Raw genomic sequence first — 13984 nt, forward strand, 5'->3', positions numbered from 1 at the left:
GCGGTGTGTCATTCAGCATAAGTGTTGCCTGACACACCGCTATCGCGAGCAGGCTCACTTCTGCATGAGCTGAGCGTTTTTTCTGAGTAAAACCTGAACCATTCTCAAATACATACTTGGTCCAGCGATATTATTAAAGGCCAACTAATCGTTGGCGTCTTTTTCACAAAAAATTGATGGTTGCCTGCCTAAAGTTTGCATGCACTTGGTTAATGAATTTTTCATAAATGAAAAATTCGTTATCAGCCAAGGCTCTTCTTTTCAGGAACAGCCCTTTCTATGTTCAAGTCAAAAGCCGTGCGCCCGGAATGGGTGACGTTGATCGCCAGTGCCTTTCTTCTGATCGGTTTCAATCTGGTGCTCTGGCAGCACCTGTTCGCGATCACCGGTGGCGATGGCCGGGGCATCGCCATGCGTGTGGCTTTTGCTGTGATGATCCTGGCGGCATTCAATCTGGTGTTGACGGTATTTGCCTTTCGCCCGCTGCTCAAGCCTGTGCTGGTCGTGCTGTTTTTAACCAGTGCCGGTGTGGCTTACTTCATGAACCAGTATGGCGTGATGATGGACGCCGGCATGTTTCGAAACTTTGCCGAAACCAATGTCACGGAAGTGCGCGATCTGCTGTCGTTGAAGTTGTTTGCTTTTATTCTATTGCTCGGTGTCTTGCCTTCATGGTTGTTGTGGAAAGTGCCGGTTGATTATCGTCGCTGGCATCGCGAAGTCTTCAGTAAAGTTGTGGTGAGTGTTGCCAGTGCGGCGGTTATTGGCGGGGTGGCATTGGCCAACTATCAAGGCTTGTCCTCGCTGTTTCGCAATCATCATGAAATTCGCTTGATGCTGGTGCCGAGCAACTTTATCGGCGCTTCTGCTGGTTACTTGCGTGAACAAGTAGCTTCCGCACAGCAGCCGTTCATCAAAATCGGCGAAGACGCCCAGCGCAATCCGGACATCAAGTTGCAACCGCGTAAATCCCTGACCGTGCTGGTGGTCGGCGAAAGCGCCCGTGCGGAAAACTTCGGCATTCTCGGTTACCCCCGCGACACCACCCCGACACTCGACAAGGAAGCCGGGCTGATCGCTTTTACCGATGTACATTCCTGTGGCACGGAAACCGCCGTGTCGGTGCCGTGCATGTTCTCCAACATGGGCCGCAAGAACTACGGCGCGAGCAAGGCGAAGAATGAAGAAGGTCTGCTCGATGTGCTCAAGCGTGCCGGCATTGACGTGATCTGGCGCGATAACCAGTCGGGCTGCAAAGGTACTTGTGATCGCGTCACGGTGCAGGATGTGAGTAATCTGAAAGATCCGGCGTTATGCGCCAACAGCGAATGCCGCGACGAAATTCTCCTGCAAGGCCTGCAGAGCTTTATCGATCATCTGGACAAGGACACCGTGCTGGTATTGCACCAGATGGGCAGCCACGGCCCGGAATACTTCAAGCGCTATCCGAAGGAGTACGAGCACTTCACCCCGGTCTGCGAAAGTAACGCGCTGAACAATTGCAGCCGCGAAAGTATCGTCAATGGCTACGACAACACGCTGGTTTACACCGACCATGTGCTGTCGAGCCTGATCGATGTATTGCGCAGCAATCAGGACAAAGTCGATACCGCGATGTTGTATCTGTCCGATCACGGCGAGTCGCTGGGCGAGTACAACCTGTTCCTGCACGGCACGCCTTACATGCTGGCGCCGGAACAACAGAAACATGTGGCGATGCTGGCGTGGTTCTCCGACAGTTATCAAAAAGCCTACTCGGTCGATACACACTGCCTGCAAATGAGCCGCGACAAACCGCTGAGCCAGGACAATCTGTTCCACTCGATGCTCGGCCTGCTGGAAGTCAAAAGCAGCGTTTATCAGGCCGATCTGGACTTGTTTGCCGGTTGCCGTGGTGCGGTGATCGACGGCGTGCTGGCCAAGGATTGAAAAATCTCGGGCCCGCCCCGCTGACGCGACGGGCCTGTCTGTTTCCTCTGTCAGACTATTCTTTCTATCTCGCAGGACATTTCGTTACAGCTGTTACCCTTCCCAGGCGCGTAAATCGCCGGTGGCGATATATACTGCGCGCCATTCTTCAAGGGAGAGCCGTGTGGCTATCGATATTCACTGGATTCGCGACAACGAAAGCCTCGCGCAGTTTTGCGCCGAGTGGCAGCAACTGCCGTTCGTTGCCCTCGACACCGAATTCATGCGGGTCGACACCTTCTATCCGATTGCCGGCCTGTTGCAGGTGGGCGACGGCAAACGCGCCTACCTGATCGATCCGCTGACCATCAATGCCTGGCAACCGCTGGCGGCGTTGCTCGAAAACCCGGCGGTGCTGAAAGTGCTTCACGCCTGCAGCGAAGACCTCGAAGTGCTGTTGCGTCTGACCGGCAGCCTGCCAGCGCCGCTGTTCGACACCCAGTTGGCTGCCGCGTACCTGAACCTCGGTTTCTCGATGGGTTACTCGCGGCTGGTGCAGTCAGTGCTCGGCATCGACCTGCCCAAAGGCGAGACCCGTTCCGACTGGTTGCAACGTCCGCTGTCCGAGACGCAGATCAGCTACGCCGCCGAAGATGCCGTGCATCTGGCCGAAGTATTTGTCGAACTGCAGCCCAGGCTGTCCGCCGACAAGTTCGCCTGGGTGCTGGAAGATGGCGCCGAACTGGTCGCCAACCTGCGCCGCGAAACCGATCCGTACGAGGTTTACCGCGAGGCCAAGCTGGCGTGGAAACTGTCCCGTGCGCAACTGGCCGTGCTGCGTGAACTGTGTGCCTGGCGCGAGCGTGAGGCGCGAGCCCGCGACCTGCCGCGCAACCGCATCATTCGCGAGCATTCGCTGTGGCCGCTGGCCCGCACGCAACCGGACAATCTCGCCGCGCTGGGCAAGATCGAAGACATGCACCCGCGTACCGTGCGTCAGGACGGCCAGTTTCTGCTTGATCTGATCAAGCGCTCTGGCAGTGTGGGGCCTGATCAATGGCCGCCCGCCGTGCCGGAGCCGTTGCCGATCGAAGCCGCTGCGCTGATCAAACGCCTGCGCGCACTGGGGCAGGCGGAGGCCGAGCGTCTGGATATCGCGCCGGAACTGATGCTGCGCAAGAAAACCCTCGAAGCGCTGGTCAAAAGCGGCTTCCCCGAGGGGCCATACCAATTGCCCGAGTCGTTGCGTGGCTGGCGCCGCGAACTCATGGGCCAGAAGCTGCTCGACAGCCTGGCCACCGCCGGAGAACAGCCTTGAAACGTATCTGCTCCATCTACCAAAGTTCCAAGCGCAGCGGCATGTACCTTTACGTGCTCAAAAGCGATGCGCTCGAGCGCGTGCCGGAAGCGCTGATGCTGGCGTTCGGCAAAGCCAAACACTCCTTCGATCTGGTGCTGTCGCCTGCGCGCAAACTGGCCAGCGAAGACATCACCGTGGTTCTGGAAAACCTCGACAAGCAGGGCTATCACTTGCAGATGCCGCCAGCCGAGGACGAGTATATCGAGCACTTGCCCGAAGAGCTGCTGCGCCGCAACGACCCGGTCTGATCGGCGGGGCTCTGTTCTGAGCCTCGATCCACCCTGGAACTGTTTTTACCGCGATGGCCGCCGGAATCCGGCGACCGTCTGCACGGCTTGCGAAAGGTTTGAAAATGCGCGTTCTGATTGCTGAACACGACCACGCGATATACGCCCGGCTGCTGCGTCAGGCAGCGCCGGAGCTGGAAGTACTGACCAGCGGCGACTCCGCCGAACTGGCGCGGCAGGCCGCCGATTGCCCGGTCTGGCTGGGCCAGCCCGATCTGCTGGCGACGCTGTTGCGCCAAGGGCATCAGCCACAATGGCTGCAATCGACCTGGGCCGGGATCACGCCGTTGCTCGCCGACGGCTTGCGCCGCGATTATCGCCTGACCCGTGCGGTGGGGATTTTCGGTCAGGTGATGGCTGAATACGTGCTGACCTACATCCTCGGCCATGAGCGCGAAGTGCTGGCGCGTCTGGTCAGCCAGGTCGAGCGCAAGTGGGACAACCGCAGTGGCCAGAGCCTGGTCGGGCGCAAGGTGCTGATCGTCGGCACCGGGGATATCGGCCAGAGCGTGGCGCAGTTTCTGTTGCCGTTCGGCATCGAGTTGTACGGCATCGCCAGCAGCGCCCGTGAGCAGGCGCCGTTTGTCGAAGTCGGCTCGATGGCTGACCTGCCGCGCCTGGTGGGGGAGGTCGACTACGTGGTCAATCTGCTGCCAAACACCGAGCACACCCACGATATCTACGATGCGGCGCTGTTCGAGCAATTCAAACCGACCGGGTTATTCATCAACGCCGGGCGGGGTGTTGCGGTGGTCGATGCCGATCTGGTCGAAGCCCTGAAGGAAGGGCATCTGGCCGGGGCAGTGATCGATGTCTGCCGCCAGGAACCATTGCCGCAGCGCCACCCGTTCTGGACGGCGTGGGGTTTGTTGCTGACCGGGCACAGCTCGGCGCCGACTTCACCGGCGTTGATGGTGCAACTGTTTGTCGACAACCTGAAGGCCTATCAGGCGGGTGAGGCATTGCGCGGCGAAGTGGATTTCGACCGCGGTTATTGACTCGCCGCTTGCCGGAAGATGCACAACACCTGTGGGAGCCAGCCTGCTGGCGATTGCGCAGTGTCAAACAACAACAATGTTGCCTGACAGGCCGCTTTCGCCAGCAGGCTGGCTCCCACAATGGTTTGTGGTGCGGCTCATAGGCGACGACCAGGATTTACCGACAGTCGCCAGCGCTTGGCCGACAGCCCCGCCGGCACTAGACTGGCGGCCTTTTCACCACCTGATGTTGATGCTTGAGCCATGGCCGCGATAGTCGAACCGTTCTGGAAACGCAAAACCCTCGATCAGCTCGATCACGAGGAGTGGGAATCGCTGTGCGACGGCTGCGGTCTGTGTTGCCTGCAGAAACTCGAAGATGAAGAAGACAACAGCGTCTATTACACGCGCATCGCCTGCAAACTGCTGGATCTGAAAACCTGTCAGTGCAGCGATTATCCGAACCGCATCCAGTTCGTCCCCGACTGCATTCAGCTCACACCGGGTCAGGCCGAAGAATTCAAATGGCTGCCGCCGACCTGTGGCTATCGTCTGGTCAGCGAGGGCAAGGACCTGCCGTTGTGGCATCACCTGGTGTGTGGCGACCGCGACGCGGTGCACCACGAGCGAATTTCCCAGTCCGGGCGCATGCTGGCCGAGGGCAGCGTGCCGGAGGACGACTGGGAAGATCACCTGATCTTTCGCGCGGGTTGAGCCAGCAATCGGATCAGGCTTGGCGCTGACCTGCGCCTGTCAGACCGCTATCGCCAGCAGGCTGGCTCCCACACGTTTCGTGTCGTACATTCGGCTTGAGTACAATCCACAACCCCTGTGGGAGCTGGCCTGCCAGCGATGGGGCCGGCAGAAGCGCTAAAGGTTCTGGATCAAACCGCAGCTTTCGGCGACTTCAGCGAATCATTGCCGGTCACGGTGGCAGTTTCAGTCGCCACTTCGGCATTGGTTTTCAGCTTGTTCAGTTCTTCCCCGGCGCGCTCGATCTTCGCCCGCACGTTGTTCATGTCCTGACGACTTTTCTCCAGCAGGCTCTTCGCCGAGCAGTGCCCGGTAATCCCGCGGGCCATGGCCATGCCGCCCAACGCGACCTGAATCAGGCCGAACACACCCCCGCGGCGCAGCCCTTTGCCGACCATCAGCACGCCGCCGGTCAACGAGCCAATGCGCTCCCAGCCGTGGACGTTCTGGTTGGAATGAGATTGAAACGGGGTCGATTCGACGCGCTTGAGCTCGGACATGATGGTTCTCCAGGCAATCAATGATGGATAAACAAGCTGACTGCCGCGGCGACCAGCTTGTTCCATCGAATGTGCGACGCTTCAGCGGAATTTCGGTCCGGAGCGAGTGTTCAGGCCTTTGGCCATGCGGTCGTACAACACGACGTTGACCGTGGCGGCAAGGTTCATGCAGCCGGTGGTCGGGATGTACACGACGTCTTCACACCAGTCGCGGATCTCTTTGTCCAGCGAGCCGTCTTCGGGGCCAAAGATATACAGCGCGCGATCCGGGTGGGTGTATTCCGGCAGCGGGCGGGCGCCCTCGACCAGTTCCACGGCGACGGGTACACAGTTGAGCGGGAGGATCTTTTTCAGATCATCGATGCCGATCAGCGGAATGTCGTAGTGCACGCGTTTGGTGTCGGTGACGAAGTCAGCGGCGCGTTCATAGCGCTTGCCGGTGTAGAACACCGACGCCACGCCATAGCAGCCGGCGGCGCGCATCACCGAACCGACGTTCTCGGGTGATTTGGGGTTATACAAACCAATGCAGCTGTACCGTTTGTCTGCCACGAGCGGGGTGCCTTCGGGAAAAAGAGCGCGATTATACGGGGATTGGGGGAGGGCGGGCAGATTCAAGATCTGCGGTGTTTGGCCCGGCCTCATCGCTGGCAAGCCAGCTCCCACAGGTTTTCCGGGATACACACAAAATTTGTGAACGATCCTGATCACTGTGGGAGCTGGCTTGCCAGCGATGAGGCCAGTTCAGGCGATGAAGATCGTTAGTCTTCTTTTTTCATCAGCCCGGCCAGTGCGGCAAACGGGTTATGCGTGGCCTTGGCGATTTTCGGCGTGCTCAGCGAGCCTTCGCCGAAATACTGCTGATCGGTATAACGCGAGTGCTCGTTGTCGTGGCAGTACAGGCACAGCAGCTCCCAGTTCGAGCCATCCTGGGGGTTGTTGTCGTGGTTGTGGTCGCGGTGGTGCACGGTGAGTTCGCTCAGGCGCTTGCCGGAGAACTCACGGGCGCAGCGGCCGCAGACGTGCGGGTACATCTTCAGGGCTTTGTCGCGGTAGCCCATTTCCTTGTCGCGCTGGTTGTCGGCGAGGATGCGGTCCAGCTTCGACGTATTGGTGGGGGTGGACGAACTCATGGGTTCACCTTTGTAGAAAGACAAATGACGGTTATGCGCAGAGTTTAGCTCAGCCCTTGAGCTTCTCGGCAATCCAGATCGTGTGGCGGGTGCCCTTGTTGCCGTGGGCGAAGACCTGGACTTCCTCGGCCTTGAAGCCGGCCTTTTTCAATTTGTCGGAGAATTGCCGGTCAGCGCTGGCCGACCACACCGCGAGCACGCCCTTGGGGCGCAAGGCCTTGGCGCAGGCATTCAGCCCGGCGGCGGAGTACAGCCAGCTGTTGGCCTTCTGGGTCAGGCCTTCGGGGCCGTTGTCGACGTCGAGCATGATCGCGTCAAAGCCGTTGGGTTCGCTCTGCAGCACATTGGCCACGTCTTCCTGACGGATCACCGTGCGCGGATCGAGCAACGGCCGACCGGACTTTTCACCCAGCGGGCCGCGATTCCACTCGACCACGCCAGGCACCAGCTCGGCGACCACCACCTCGGCGCTTTTGCCCAGATGCTTGAGCGCCGAAGCCAAAGTGAAACCCATGCCGAGGCCGCCAATCAGCACCCGCGAATCCGGCCGTCCGGCGACCTTGCGGCAGGGAATCTCGGCCAGCGCATCCTCGGAACCGTGCATGCGCGTGTTCATCAATTGCCCGCCGTCGCCGCCCTGGATCTTGATGACGAAGTCCTCGCCATACTCGAACAGGCACAGGGCACCGCCGCTTTCAGGGATCGGGGTGGTGTCGAGCAGAACGAAACGTTTCATGGAAATCTCTACAGGGGGGAAGGCAAGCAGGCTTGTTGGGAGTAGCCTGAGCACAGACTAGAGGCCAAACGGAGCCCTTGATGAAGCGCACCATTCTAACGGTCATTGCCCTGGCCGCGCTCGCGATTACTGCGGCGCAGGCGCAGCAGGCGATTCCGGTCAGCCCGACGCCGCAACCCGGTTCGCCCGGTACTGCGACACCAACGCCGTATCCGCAGATTACACCGATCACTTTGCCCAAATCCGGCGCCGGCAGTGGCAGCCCGCCGCTGGTGCCGATCGAAATGCCTGGCCCGCCAAGCAAGGATCAACCGGTGCCGGGCATCGATCCGAGCGGCACCAAGGCCAAATCCCCCGGCGGTTAAACCTGCTGCGCCGCCAGTTGACCGTCGGCCATGCGCAGGCGTTTCGACAGCGAGACGGCGAGGGCGCGGATGATCTTCGCGGCGATCTTCGGGGCGTCGTTGAGCATTTTTTCCAGCGAATCCTTGCCCAGGTTCAGCAACTGGCAGTTGCTCGCAGCAATGCAGGTGGCCGAGCGCCGCTCACCGTCGAGCACGGCCATTTCGCCGAACGCCCGGCCGCTGCGCAGCGTGGCCATGGTGATGACCTGGCCATCAGCGCCGGTTTTCTGCACTGCCACCTGGCCGGTGTGAATGATGCACATGAAGCTGCCGGCATCGCCCTCGTGAAAGATCGCTTCGCCTTGCGCCACGGTGCTGATGCTGAAGTAGCCGGACGCGGCGGCAAAGTCGGCCAGTTGCAATTGGTCGAACAGGCCGCAGTCCATCAGCCAGTCGCGGATTTCATTGTTCAGTAAGGTCGGTTCTGACATGTCGTCACGGTCTTTTTGTTTTCACATTTTCAGGCGTTACACGATCCCCTTGTAGGAGTGAGCCTGCTCGCGATAGCGGTGTGCCATTCAAATTACAGGTGACTGACACACCGCTATCGCGAGCAGGCTCACTCCTGCATGGGTTTTGTGGAAGGCTCGGGTCTGGAGTTAAGACCCAAGCGCCCCACAGAGTTCCTCAGGCGAGGCCCAAAACCTTGAATACAAACGCATATTCGAGCGCTACGTCACGTAATCCCTGATAACGCCCGCTCATCCCGCCATGCCCGGCGCCCAGTTCGGTCTTGAGCAGCAGCGGATTGTTATCGGTCCTGGTCGCGCGCAATTTCGCCACCCACTTGGCCGCTTCCCAATATTGCACGCGGCTGTCGTTGTAGCCGGCGATCACCAGCAGCGGCGGATAAGCCTGCGCGGTGACGTTTTCGTAAGGCGCGTAGGCCTTGATCCGATCATAGACGTCCGGTTCTTCCGGGTTGCCCCACTCGTCGTATTCGGTGACGGTCAGCGGCAGTTCCGGGTCGAGCATGGTGTTGAGCACGTCGACGAACGGCACCTCGGCAATCGCCACGCCGAACAGGTCGGGACGCTGGTTGAGCACCGCGCCGATCAGCAAGCCACCGGCGCTGCCGCCGCTGATTGCGAGTTTTTCTGCGGTGGTGATGCCGTTGAGAATCAGAAACTCGGCGCAGGCGATGAAATCGCTGAAGGTGTTGTGCTTGTGTTCCTGTTTGCCGGCGCGATACCAGGCCTCGCCCAGTTCGCCGCCGCCACGCACGTGGGCGATGGCGAAGGCCATGCCGCGATCGAGCAGGCTCAGACGCGCGTGGGAAAACCACGGATCCAGACTGGAACCGTAAGCGCCGTAACCATAGAGATACAGCGGCACCGGTTTGCCGAGCATTTCGCGCTTCATCACCAGGCTGATCGGCACTTGCGTACCGTCCGGCGCGGTCGCCCACAGACGCTGGCTGACGTAGGCGTCGGCATCGAACGGGCCAAGCACCGGCGTTTCCTTGAGCACCGTTTGTTCGCCCGTGGCGAGGAGCAACTGACGCACCTGCGCCGGGCGGTTCAACGCTTCGTAACGCAGACGAATGCGGTCGCTGACGAATTCCAGGCTGTTTTGCACATAAAGGCTGTAGGCCGCGTCCGGCAATTGCACGCGATACGGTGCCAGACCGTGCGGGTGCACTTCGATGATCGGCAAGCCACCTTCGCGCAGGCTCAGGGTCATGGCTTGGGCATTGAGGCTGACGCCGTCGAGCATCACCTCGTCGTTGTGCGGAATCAGGTTCTGCCAGTCCGCCTCGCTCGGCACCTCGCCAGTGTCCGGGGCCTGATACAGCGCATAGTTGATGCCGTCGCGGTTGCTGCGGATGAACCAGGTCCAGACCCCATCGAGCATGCCGTGGTCGACGTCGTATTCATGGTCCTCGACTCGCGGCGCCAGGCAGGTGAACGGCAGGTGCGGCTGGTTGGCGTCCAGCGCCCAGACTTCACTGGTGGTCTTGCTGCCCAGCGACAGCAGCAACTGCTGCTCAGAACTTGCGCGATAGCAATGCAGGAAAAAGCGCCCGTCCGGCTCGTGAAACACTTCTTCCGCTGCGGTGCCGTCGAGGCGATAACGGAACAGTTTGTGTGGGCGATGGGTATCGTCGAGCACGCCGAAAAACAGGGTCAGGCTGTCGTTGGCCCAGGTCATGCTGCCGTCGCAGTCGGCAAATTCCAGCTCGCTGACCCGGTCGCTGGACAGCTCTTTGACGAACAGTGTGTAAATCTCATCGCCCGAGGCATCGACGCTGTAGGCCAGACGCTGATGGTCGGGGCTGATGCTGAACGCGCCCAGCGAAAAAAATCCGCCGTTGGCCAAGGCATTCGGGTCGAGCAGTAATTGTTCGCGGCTTTCATCGAGGGTCAGGCTGTCGTCGGCCGGACGCGGGCAGCGATAGTGCCGGGCGTATTCGTCACCTGCGGTAGTGCGCGTGTAATACAGGTACGGGCCCCACGGCGACGGCAACGACAGGTCGGTTTCGAGGATCCGGCCCTTGATCTCGTTGAACAGGGTTTCGCGCAGCTCGGCCTGATCGGCGGTTTGCGCTTCCTGGTAAGCGTTTTCGGCCTTGAGGTAATCGAGCACCGCGTCGGTGTCGCGCTCCTGCAGCCAGGCATACGGGTCGGCGCCGGGCGCCCGGTGGGCGATCGGTGCAGTGATGACATTGGCGGATTCGGGCATGGAAGGCTCTCGGACAATTCGGAATAAGGGTTTTCGCGGGTCTTGAAAGCGCCGCAAAACCCTGTAGGAGTGAGCCTGCTCGAGATAGCGGTGTGTCATTCAAATCAATTCTGACTGAGATACCGCTATCGCGAGCAGGCTCACTCCTACAGGGTGTGTGTCTATTGGGACAAGCCGCATGGGCGAAAAGTCGTTACTATAAGCGCCTCTTTGCCTGCCTTGCCATGGACACCATGACCGAGAACGACTATCTGATCGCCTGGGGCCTCTACGCCTTTGCCGCCGTAGGCTGCCTGTTGGTATGGATGCGCCTGACCACCTGGATGTGGCGCTGGTTGCGCGAGCCGCTGCGTGTGCTGATGGCGGTGTTGCTGTTCAGCCCGACCATTGTCGATCCGGTGAAAGCCAAGGTCGCGCCGGCCATCGCCATTACCGCCCTGGACCTGCTGTTCAAGGTCGGCAACAACGCCTGGCGGGCGGTGTCCGACCTGTTCATGTACGGCATGATCGCGCTCGGTGTCTATCTGGTGTTCGTGCTGATTCGGTTACCCATCGAACGTGCCTCCAAAGCACGCCGCGAGCAGTCTGAAGCGGCCAAGGCTGCGGCGCGCGCCGATGACCGCGACGACGATCAGCCATTCGGCGGTGCCGGTGACGACCGTTACGGCCGCCCGCCCGTGCCGAACACTCCGCAGCGCATGCGGGTCGAGCCGCGTCTGTAATCCGAGAGTCCGCACATGTGTGAATTATTGGGCATGAGTGCCAACGTGCCGACCGACATCGTGTTCAGCTTCACCGGCCTGATGCAGCGCGGCGGTCGTACCGGCCCGCACCGCGACGGCTGGGGCATCGCCTTTTATGAAGGTCGCGGCTTGCGCCTGTTCCAGGACCCGGCCGCAAGCAGCGAGTCGGAAGTCGCCAACCTCGTGCAGCGCTACCCGATCAAGAGCGAAGTGGTCATCGGCCACATTCGTCAGGCCAACGTCGGCAAGGTCTGCCTGTCCAACACCCATCCGTTCGTTCGCGAGCTGTGGGGCCGCAATTGGTGCTTCGCCCACAACGGTCAGCTCGCCGAATTCACTCCGATCAAAAGTTTCTACCGCCCGGTCGGCGATACCGACAGCGAAGCGGCGTTCTGCGATCTGCTCAATCGCGTGCGGGCCGCGTTCCCGGAGCCGGTCGATATCGAAATGCTGTTGCCGGACCTGGTCGCAGCTTGTGCTGAATATCGCAGCAAAGGCGTGTTCAACTGCCTGCTCAGTGATGGCGACTGGCTGTTCTGCTATTGCTCGACCAAACTGGCGCAGATCACTCGGCGCGCACCGTTCGGCCCGGCGCGGCTCAAGGATGTCGATGTGATCGTCGACTTCCAGGCGGAAACCACGCCCAACGACGTGGTGACGGTGATCGCCACCGAACCGTTGACCGAAAATGAAACCTGGACCCGCTACGAACCGGGCCAATGGAGCCTGTGGCGACGCGGCGAATGCGTCAGCCAGGGCAAGACCGAATAAGGATTGCACCTCATGTTGCTCAGTTATGTACGGCTGGTGTTGTTTGCGGCGGGCCTGTTGATCGGTGTCCAGGTGCCGGGGTTCATCAACGATTACGCCCAGCGTGTCGAAGCACATCTGATCGAAGCGCAGACCGGTCTGCGTGGCTTCCAGGGCACCGCCGATCAGTTCTTCAAAGGTGACATGCAGGCACTGGTCGCGCATTACCGCGCCAGCGAAGACCCGATATTCCGCAGCGATGCCGACAGCCTGAACACCTTGCTCACCCGTCAGGTTGCGCTGGATAAACAGTTCCAGGCGATGCAAGGGCCGTGGTACATCCGCTTTCTGCAAGTGGTGCTGGCCGCCGATCCGGACATTCGCAAGGAAACCTGGAACGGCTACAGCTATCAGATTCTGCTGACCCCGGAGGCGATGATCTGGGGCATGAGTGGTGCGCTGCTGCTGTCGTTCGGCATCGAATGCCTGTTCCGCCTGATTGACTGGGTGGTGCTTGGCGGCCGACGCCTGCGCCAGAGCCGACCGATCGAAGACCGCGACGTGCGCGGCCTTTGATCGTTCCCACGCTCTGCGTGGGAATGCAGCCCGGGACGCTCTGCGTCCCTTTCAAGCCGAACGCGGTGCGTCCGTGGAGGTATTCCCACGCAGAGCGTGGGAACGATCATGACGTGAGATTTATGCAGTCCTTGCCCACCTTGCGCGCATAGTCCGCCAACACCTGCCGACACAACGTCACAATCTCCTCGACCCACTCAACCCCGATCCGCCACGACACCACCACCGGCAAATCCGGCGGTCGGTGATCAATATTCAACAGGATCAAATCCCCCCGCGCCAACTCTTCGGCCACCAACACCGGTGGCAGCACACCGATACCAAATCCGTCGCGCAACAGTCGCGTGATCGCCGACACCGAATTCACACAGTTCAGGCGTGGCGCCAACACACCATTGGCCTGCATCAACGCCAGCAAGTCCTGATGCGGCCGCGAGTTCTTCGAATAAGTGATGATGCGTTCCTGCGCCAGTTCGGCGAGGTCGGCGTAGTCGCGGTGGTAGATCGACTGGCGGGCGACTATCCAGCCCAGCGGATGGCTGGCCAGTTCCAGACTGCGCACGCTTTCGTGGCGGATCAGATCAGTCTGCAGAATGATGTCGAGAAAGCCTTTTTGCAGTTGATCGCAGAGGTTCAGCGCCGTATCCGCGACCAATTCGATTTCTACCCGTGGATACAGATCGGTCATCTGCGCCACCAACGGGCTGAGCCAGGTGTGGATCACCGTGTCCATCACACCGATGCGCACCCGGCCGATCTTGCTCGAGCGGGTCTCGATCGACTGTTTCAGTGCCGCCATGGTGTCGAGCATCTGCTCAGCATAGTCGAGCACTTTCAGGCCTTCGGGCGTCAGGCTCACGCCGCGCGAATCACGCAAAAACAGCTTCACCCCTAGCTCGCCTTCGAGCACCGCGATGCGGCTGGAGATCGACGCCTGCGTGGTGAACAGCTTGTCGGCGGTCAGGCGAAAACTCTTCAGTCGGGCGACCCAGACAAAGGTTTCGAGAAACTTCAGGTTCATGGGCAAGGCTCGGGTGACAATTTTTTCTTATGCCTAAGGCGGGTTTTTATTCGTTGGACGCACAAGCGCCGTGCGGCGAAAAATCGGCGCATGCGGTTCCCACGATAGGCCTCGTCGGAGCTTCGAACAAGACCAATAAAAACCTGCGGAGATT

16 protein-coding genes are annotated in these 13984 nt (G+C 60.2%); 9 read left to right on the forward strand and 7 right to left on the reverse strand.

The window, feature by feature from the left end; translation table 11 throughout:
• Nucleotides 1-279: 279 nt before the first annotated feature.
• The 5 genes from ACYYKW_RS22630 (at nt 280) to ACYYKW_RS22650 (ending at nt 5246) form a co-directional block, all read left to right on the forward strand.
• Complete coding sequence (locus ACYYKW_RS22630) at nt 280-1929, forward strand: phosphoethanolamine transferase (protein WP_464991217.1); 1650 nt, start codon at nt 280-282, stop codon at nt 1927-1929.
• A gap of 163 nt (nt 1930-2092) precedes the next feature.
• Nucleotides 2093-3226, forward strand: coding sequence for a ribonuclease D (gene rnd / locus ACYYKW_RS22635; protein WP_093103751.1), 1134 nt, complete (start codon nt 2093-2095; stop codon nt 3224-3226).
• Nucleotides 3223-3516: a YcgL domain-containing protein gene (locus ACYYKW_RS22640; RefSeq protein ID WP_090282226.1), complete on the forward strand. Its 294-nt coding sequence runs from the start codon at nt 3223-3225 to the stop codon at nt 3514-3516. The genes rnd and ACYYKW_RS22640 overlap by 4 nt, the downstream gene beginning before the upstream one ends.
• A gap of 104 nt (nt 3517-3620) precedes the next feature.
• On the forward strand, nt 3621-4553 hold the full coding sequence (locus ACYYKW_RS22645; protein WP_464991218.1) for a D-2-hydroxyacid dehydrogenase: 933 nt from the start codon (nt 3621-3623) through the stop codon (nt 4551-4553).
• Nucleotides 4554-4796: 243 nt separating this feature from the next.
• Nucleotides 4797-5246 carry a YcgN family cysteine cluster protein gene (locus tag ACYYKW_RS22650; RefSeq protein WP_090282228.1) on the forward strand — a complete coding sequence of 150 codons (450 nt, stop codon included), beginning with the start codon at nt 4797-4799 and terminating at the stop codon, nt 5244-5246.
• A 170-nt stretch (nt 5247-5416) separates the two neighbouring features.
• Here the strand turns inward: ACYYKW_RS22650 and ACYYKW_RS22655 are convergent, their stop codons facing one another.
• The 4 genes from ACYYKW_RS22655 to ACYYKW_RS22670 form a co-directional block, all read right to left on the reverse strand.
• On the reverse strand, nt 5417-5785 hold the full coding sequence (locus ACYYKW_RS22655; RefSeq protein WP_090282229.1) for a YgaP family membrane protein: 369 nt from the start codon (nt 5783-5785) through the stop codon (nt 5417-5419).
• A gap of 81 nt (nt 5786-5866) precedes the next feature.
• Nucleotides 5867-6337: an RNA methyltransferase gene (locus ACYYKW_RS22660; protein WP_007911337.1), complete on the reverse strand. Its 471-nt coding sequence runs from the start codon at nt 6335-6337 to the stop codon at nt 5867-5869.
• A gap of 209 nt (nt 6338-6546) precedes the next feature.
• Complete coding sequence (locus tag ACYYKW_RS22665; protein WP_007944009.1) at nt 6547-6918, reverse strand: YajD family HNH nuclease; 372 nt, start codon at nt 6916-6918, stop codon at nt 6547-6549.
• A gap of 49 nt (nt 6919-6967) precedes the next feature.
• A complete protein-coding gene (locus tag ACYYKW_RS22670; RefSeq protein ID WP_093103748.1) occupies nt 6968-7654 on the reverse strand; it encodes a spermidine synthase in 687 nt (228 codons plus the stop codon).
• 80 nt (nt 7655-7734) lie between these two features.
• Between ACYYKW_RS22670 and ACYYKW_RS22675 the strand changes: the two genes are divergently transcribed.
• Nucleotides 7735-8019 (forward strand): hypothetical protein, encoded by a 285-nt coding sequence (locus tag ACYYKW_RS22675; protein WP_090282231.1) that lies wholly within the window; start codon nt 7735-7737, stop codon nt 8017-8019.
• On the opposite strand, the gene ACYYKW_RS22680 is transcribed toward ACYYKW_RS22675, so the two are convergent.
• Together ACYYKW_RS22680 and ACYYKW_RS22685 are read right to left on the reverse strand one after the other, a co-directional pair.
• Nucleotides 8016-8489: a cyclic nucleotide-binding domain-containing protein gene (locus ACYYKW_RS22680; RefSeq protein WP_090282232.1), complete on the reverse strand. Its 474-nt coding sequence runs from the start codon at nt 8487-8489 to the stop codon at nt 8016-8018. The genes ACYYKW_RS22675 and ACYYKW_RS22680 overlap by 4 nt on opposite strands.
• Before the next feature lie 196 nt (nt 8490-8685).
• Nucleotides 8686-10740: a S9 family peptidase gene (locus tag ACYYKW_RS22685; protein ID WP_093103745.1), complete on the reverse strand. Its 2055-nt coding sequence runs from the start codon at nt 10738-10740 to the stop codon at nt 8686-8688.
• Between the two features lie 224 nt (nt 10741-10964).
• Between ACYYKW_RS22685 and ACYYKW_RS22690 the strand changes: the two genes are divergently transcribed.
• From ACYYKW_RS22690 to ACYYKW_RS22700, 3 genes are read left to right on the forward strand one after another with little or no spacing between them, the layout of a single operon-like run.
• Entirely contained in the window at nt 10965-11462 is a 498-nt protein-coding gene (locus ACYYKW_RS22690; protein ID WP_464991219.1) for an MFS transporter, read from the forward strand.
• 15 nt (nt 11463-11477) lie between these two features.
• Nucleotides 11478-12254 (forward strand): class II glutamine amidotransferase, encoded by a 777-nt coding sequence (locus ACYYKW_RS22695; RefSeq protein WP_090282235.1) that lies wholly within the window; start codon nt 11478-11480, stop codon nt 12252-12254.
• A gap of 12 nt (nt 12255-12266) precedes the next feature.
• Nucleotides 12267-12809 (forward strand): DUF2937 family protein, encoded by a 543-nt coding sequence (locus ACYYKW_RS22700; protein ID WP_090282236.1) that lies wholly within the window; start codon nt 12267-12269, stop codon nt 12807-12809.
• Between the two features lie 106 nt (nt 12810-12915).
• On the opposite strand, the gene ACYYKW_RS22705 is transcribed toward ACYYKW_RS22700, so the two are convergent.
• The gene (locus ACYYKW_RS22705) at nt 12916-13830 is read right to left on the reverse strand and encodes a LysR family transcriptional regulator (protein ID WP_464991220.1); all 915 of its coding nucleotides are present in this window, start codon (nt 13828-13830) and stop codon (nt 12916-12918) included.
• Nucleotides 13831-13984: the final 154 nt, after the last annotated feature.

The organism is Pseudomonas sp. 15C (assembly GCF_055484735.1).

Bases quoted from the DNA above. Each gene is read 5' to 3' on its own strand.
- ACYYKW_RS22630 (WP_464991217.1), top strand. From the start codon at position 280: ATGTTCAAGTCAAAAGCCGTGCGCCCGGAATGGGTGACGTTGATCGCC.
- ACYYKW_RS22645 (WP_464991218.1), top strand. From the start codon at position 3,621: ATGCGCGTTCTGATTGCTGAACACGACCACGCGATATACGCCCGGCTG.
- ACYYKW_RS22650 (WP_090282228.1), top strand. From the start codon at position 4,797: ATGGCCGCGATAGTCGAACCGTTCTGGAAACGCAAAACCCTCGATCAG.
- ACYYKW_RS22655 (WP_090282229.1), bottom strand. From the start codon at position 5,785: ATGTCCGAGCTCAAGCGCGTCGAATCGACCCCGTTTCAATCTCATTCC.
- ACYYKW_RS22665 (WP_007944009.1), bottom strand. From the start codon at position 6,918: ATGAGTTCGTCCACCCCCACCAATACGTCGAAGCTGGACCGCATCCTC.
- ACYYKW_RS22670 (WP_093103748.1), bottom strand. From the start codon at position 7,654: ATGAAACGTTTCGTTCTGCTCGACACCACCCCGATCCCTGAAAGCGGC.
- ACYYKW_RS22675 (WP_090282231.1), top strand. From the start codon at position 7,735: ATGAAGCGCACCATTCTAACGGTCATTGCCCTGGCCGCGCTCGCGATT.
- ACYYKW_RS22680 (WP_090282232.1), bottom strand. From the start codon at position 8,489: ATGTCAGAACCGACCTTACTGAACAATGAAATCCGCGACTGGCTGATG.
- ACYYKW_RS22685 (WP_093103745.1), bottom strand. From the start codon at position 10,740: ATGCCCGAATCCGCCAATGTCATCACTGCACCGATCGCCCACCGGGCG.
- ACYYKW_RS22690 (WP_464991219.1), top strand. From the start codon at position 10,965: ATGGACACCATGACCGAGAACGACTATCTGATCGCCTGGGGCCTCTAC.
- ACYYKW_RS22695 (WP_090282235.1), top strand. From the start codon at position 11,478: ATGTGTGAATTATTGGGCATGAGTGCCAACGTGCCGACCGACATCGTG.
- ACYYKW_RS22700 (WP_090282236.1), top strand. From the start codon at position 12,267: ATGTTGCTCAGTTATGTACGGCTGGTGTTGTTTGCGGCGGGCCTGTTG.
- ACYYKW_RS22705 (WP_464991220.1), bottom strand. From the start codon at position 13,830: ATGAACCTGAAGTTTCTCGAAACCTTTGTCTGGGTCGCCCGACTGAAG.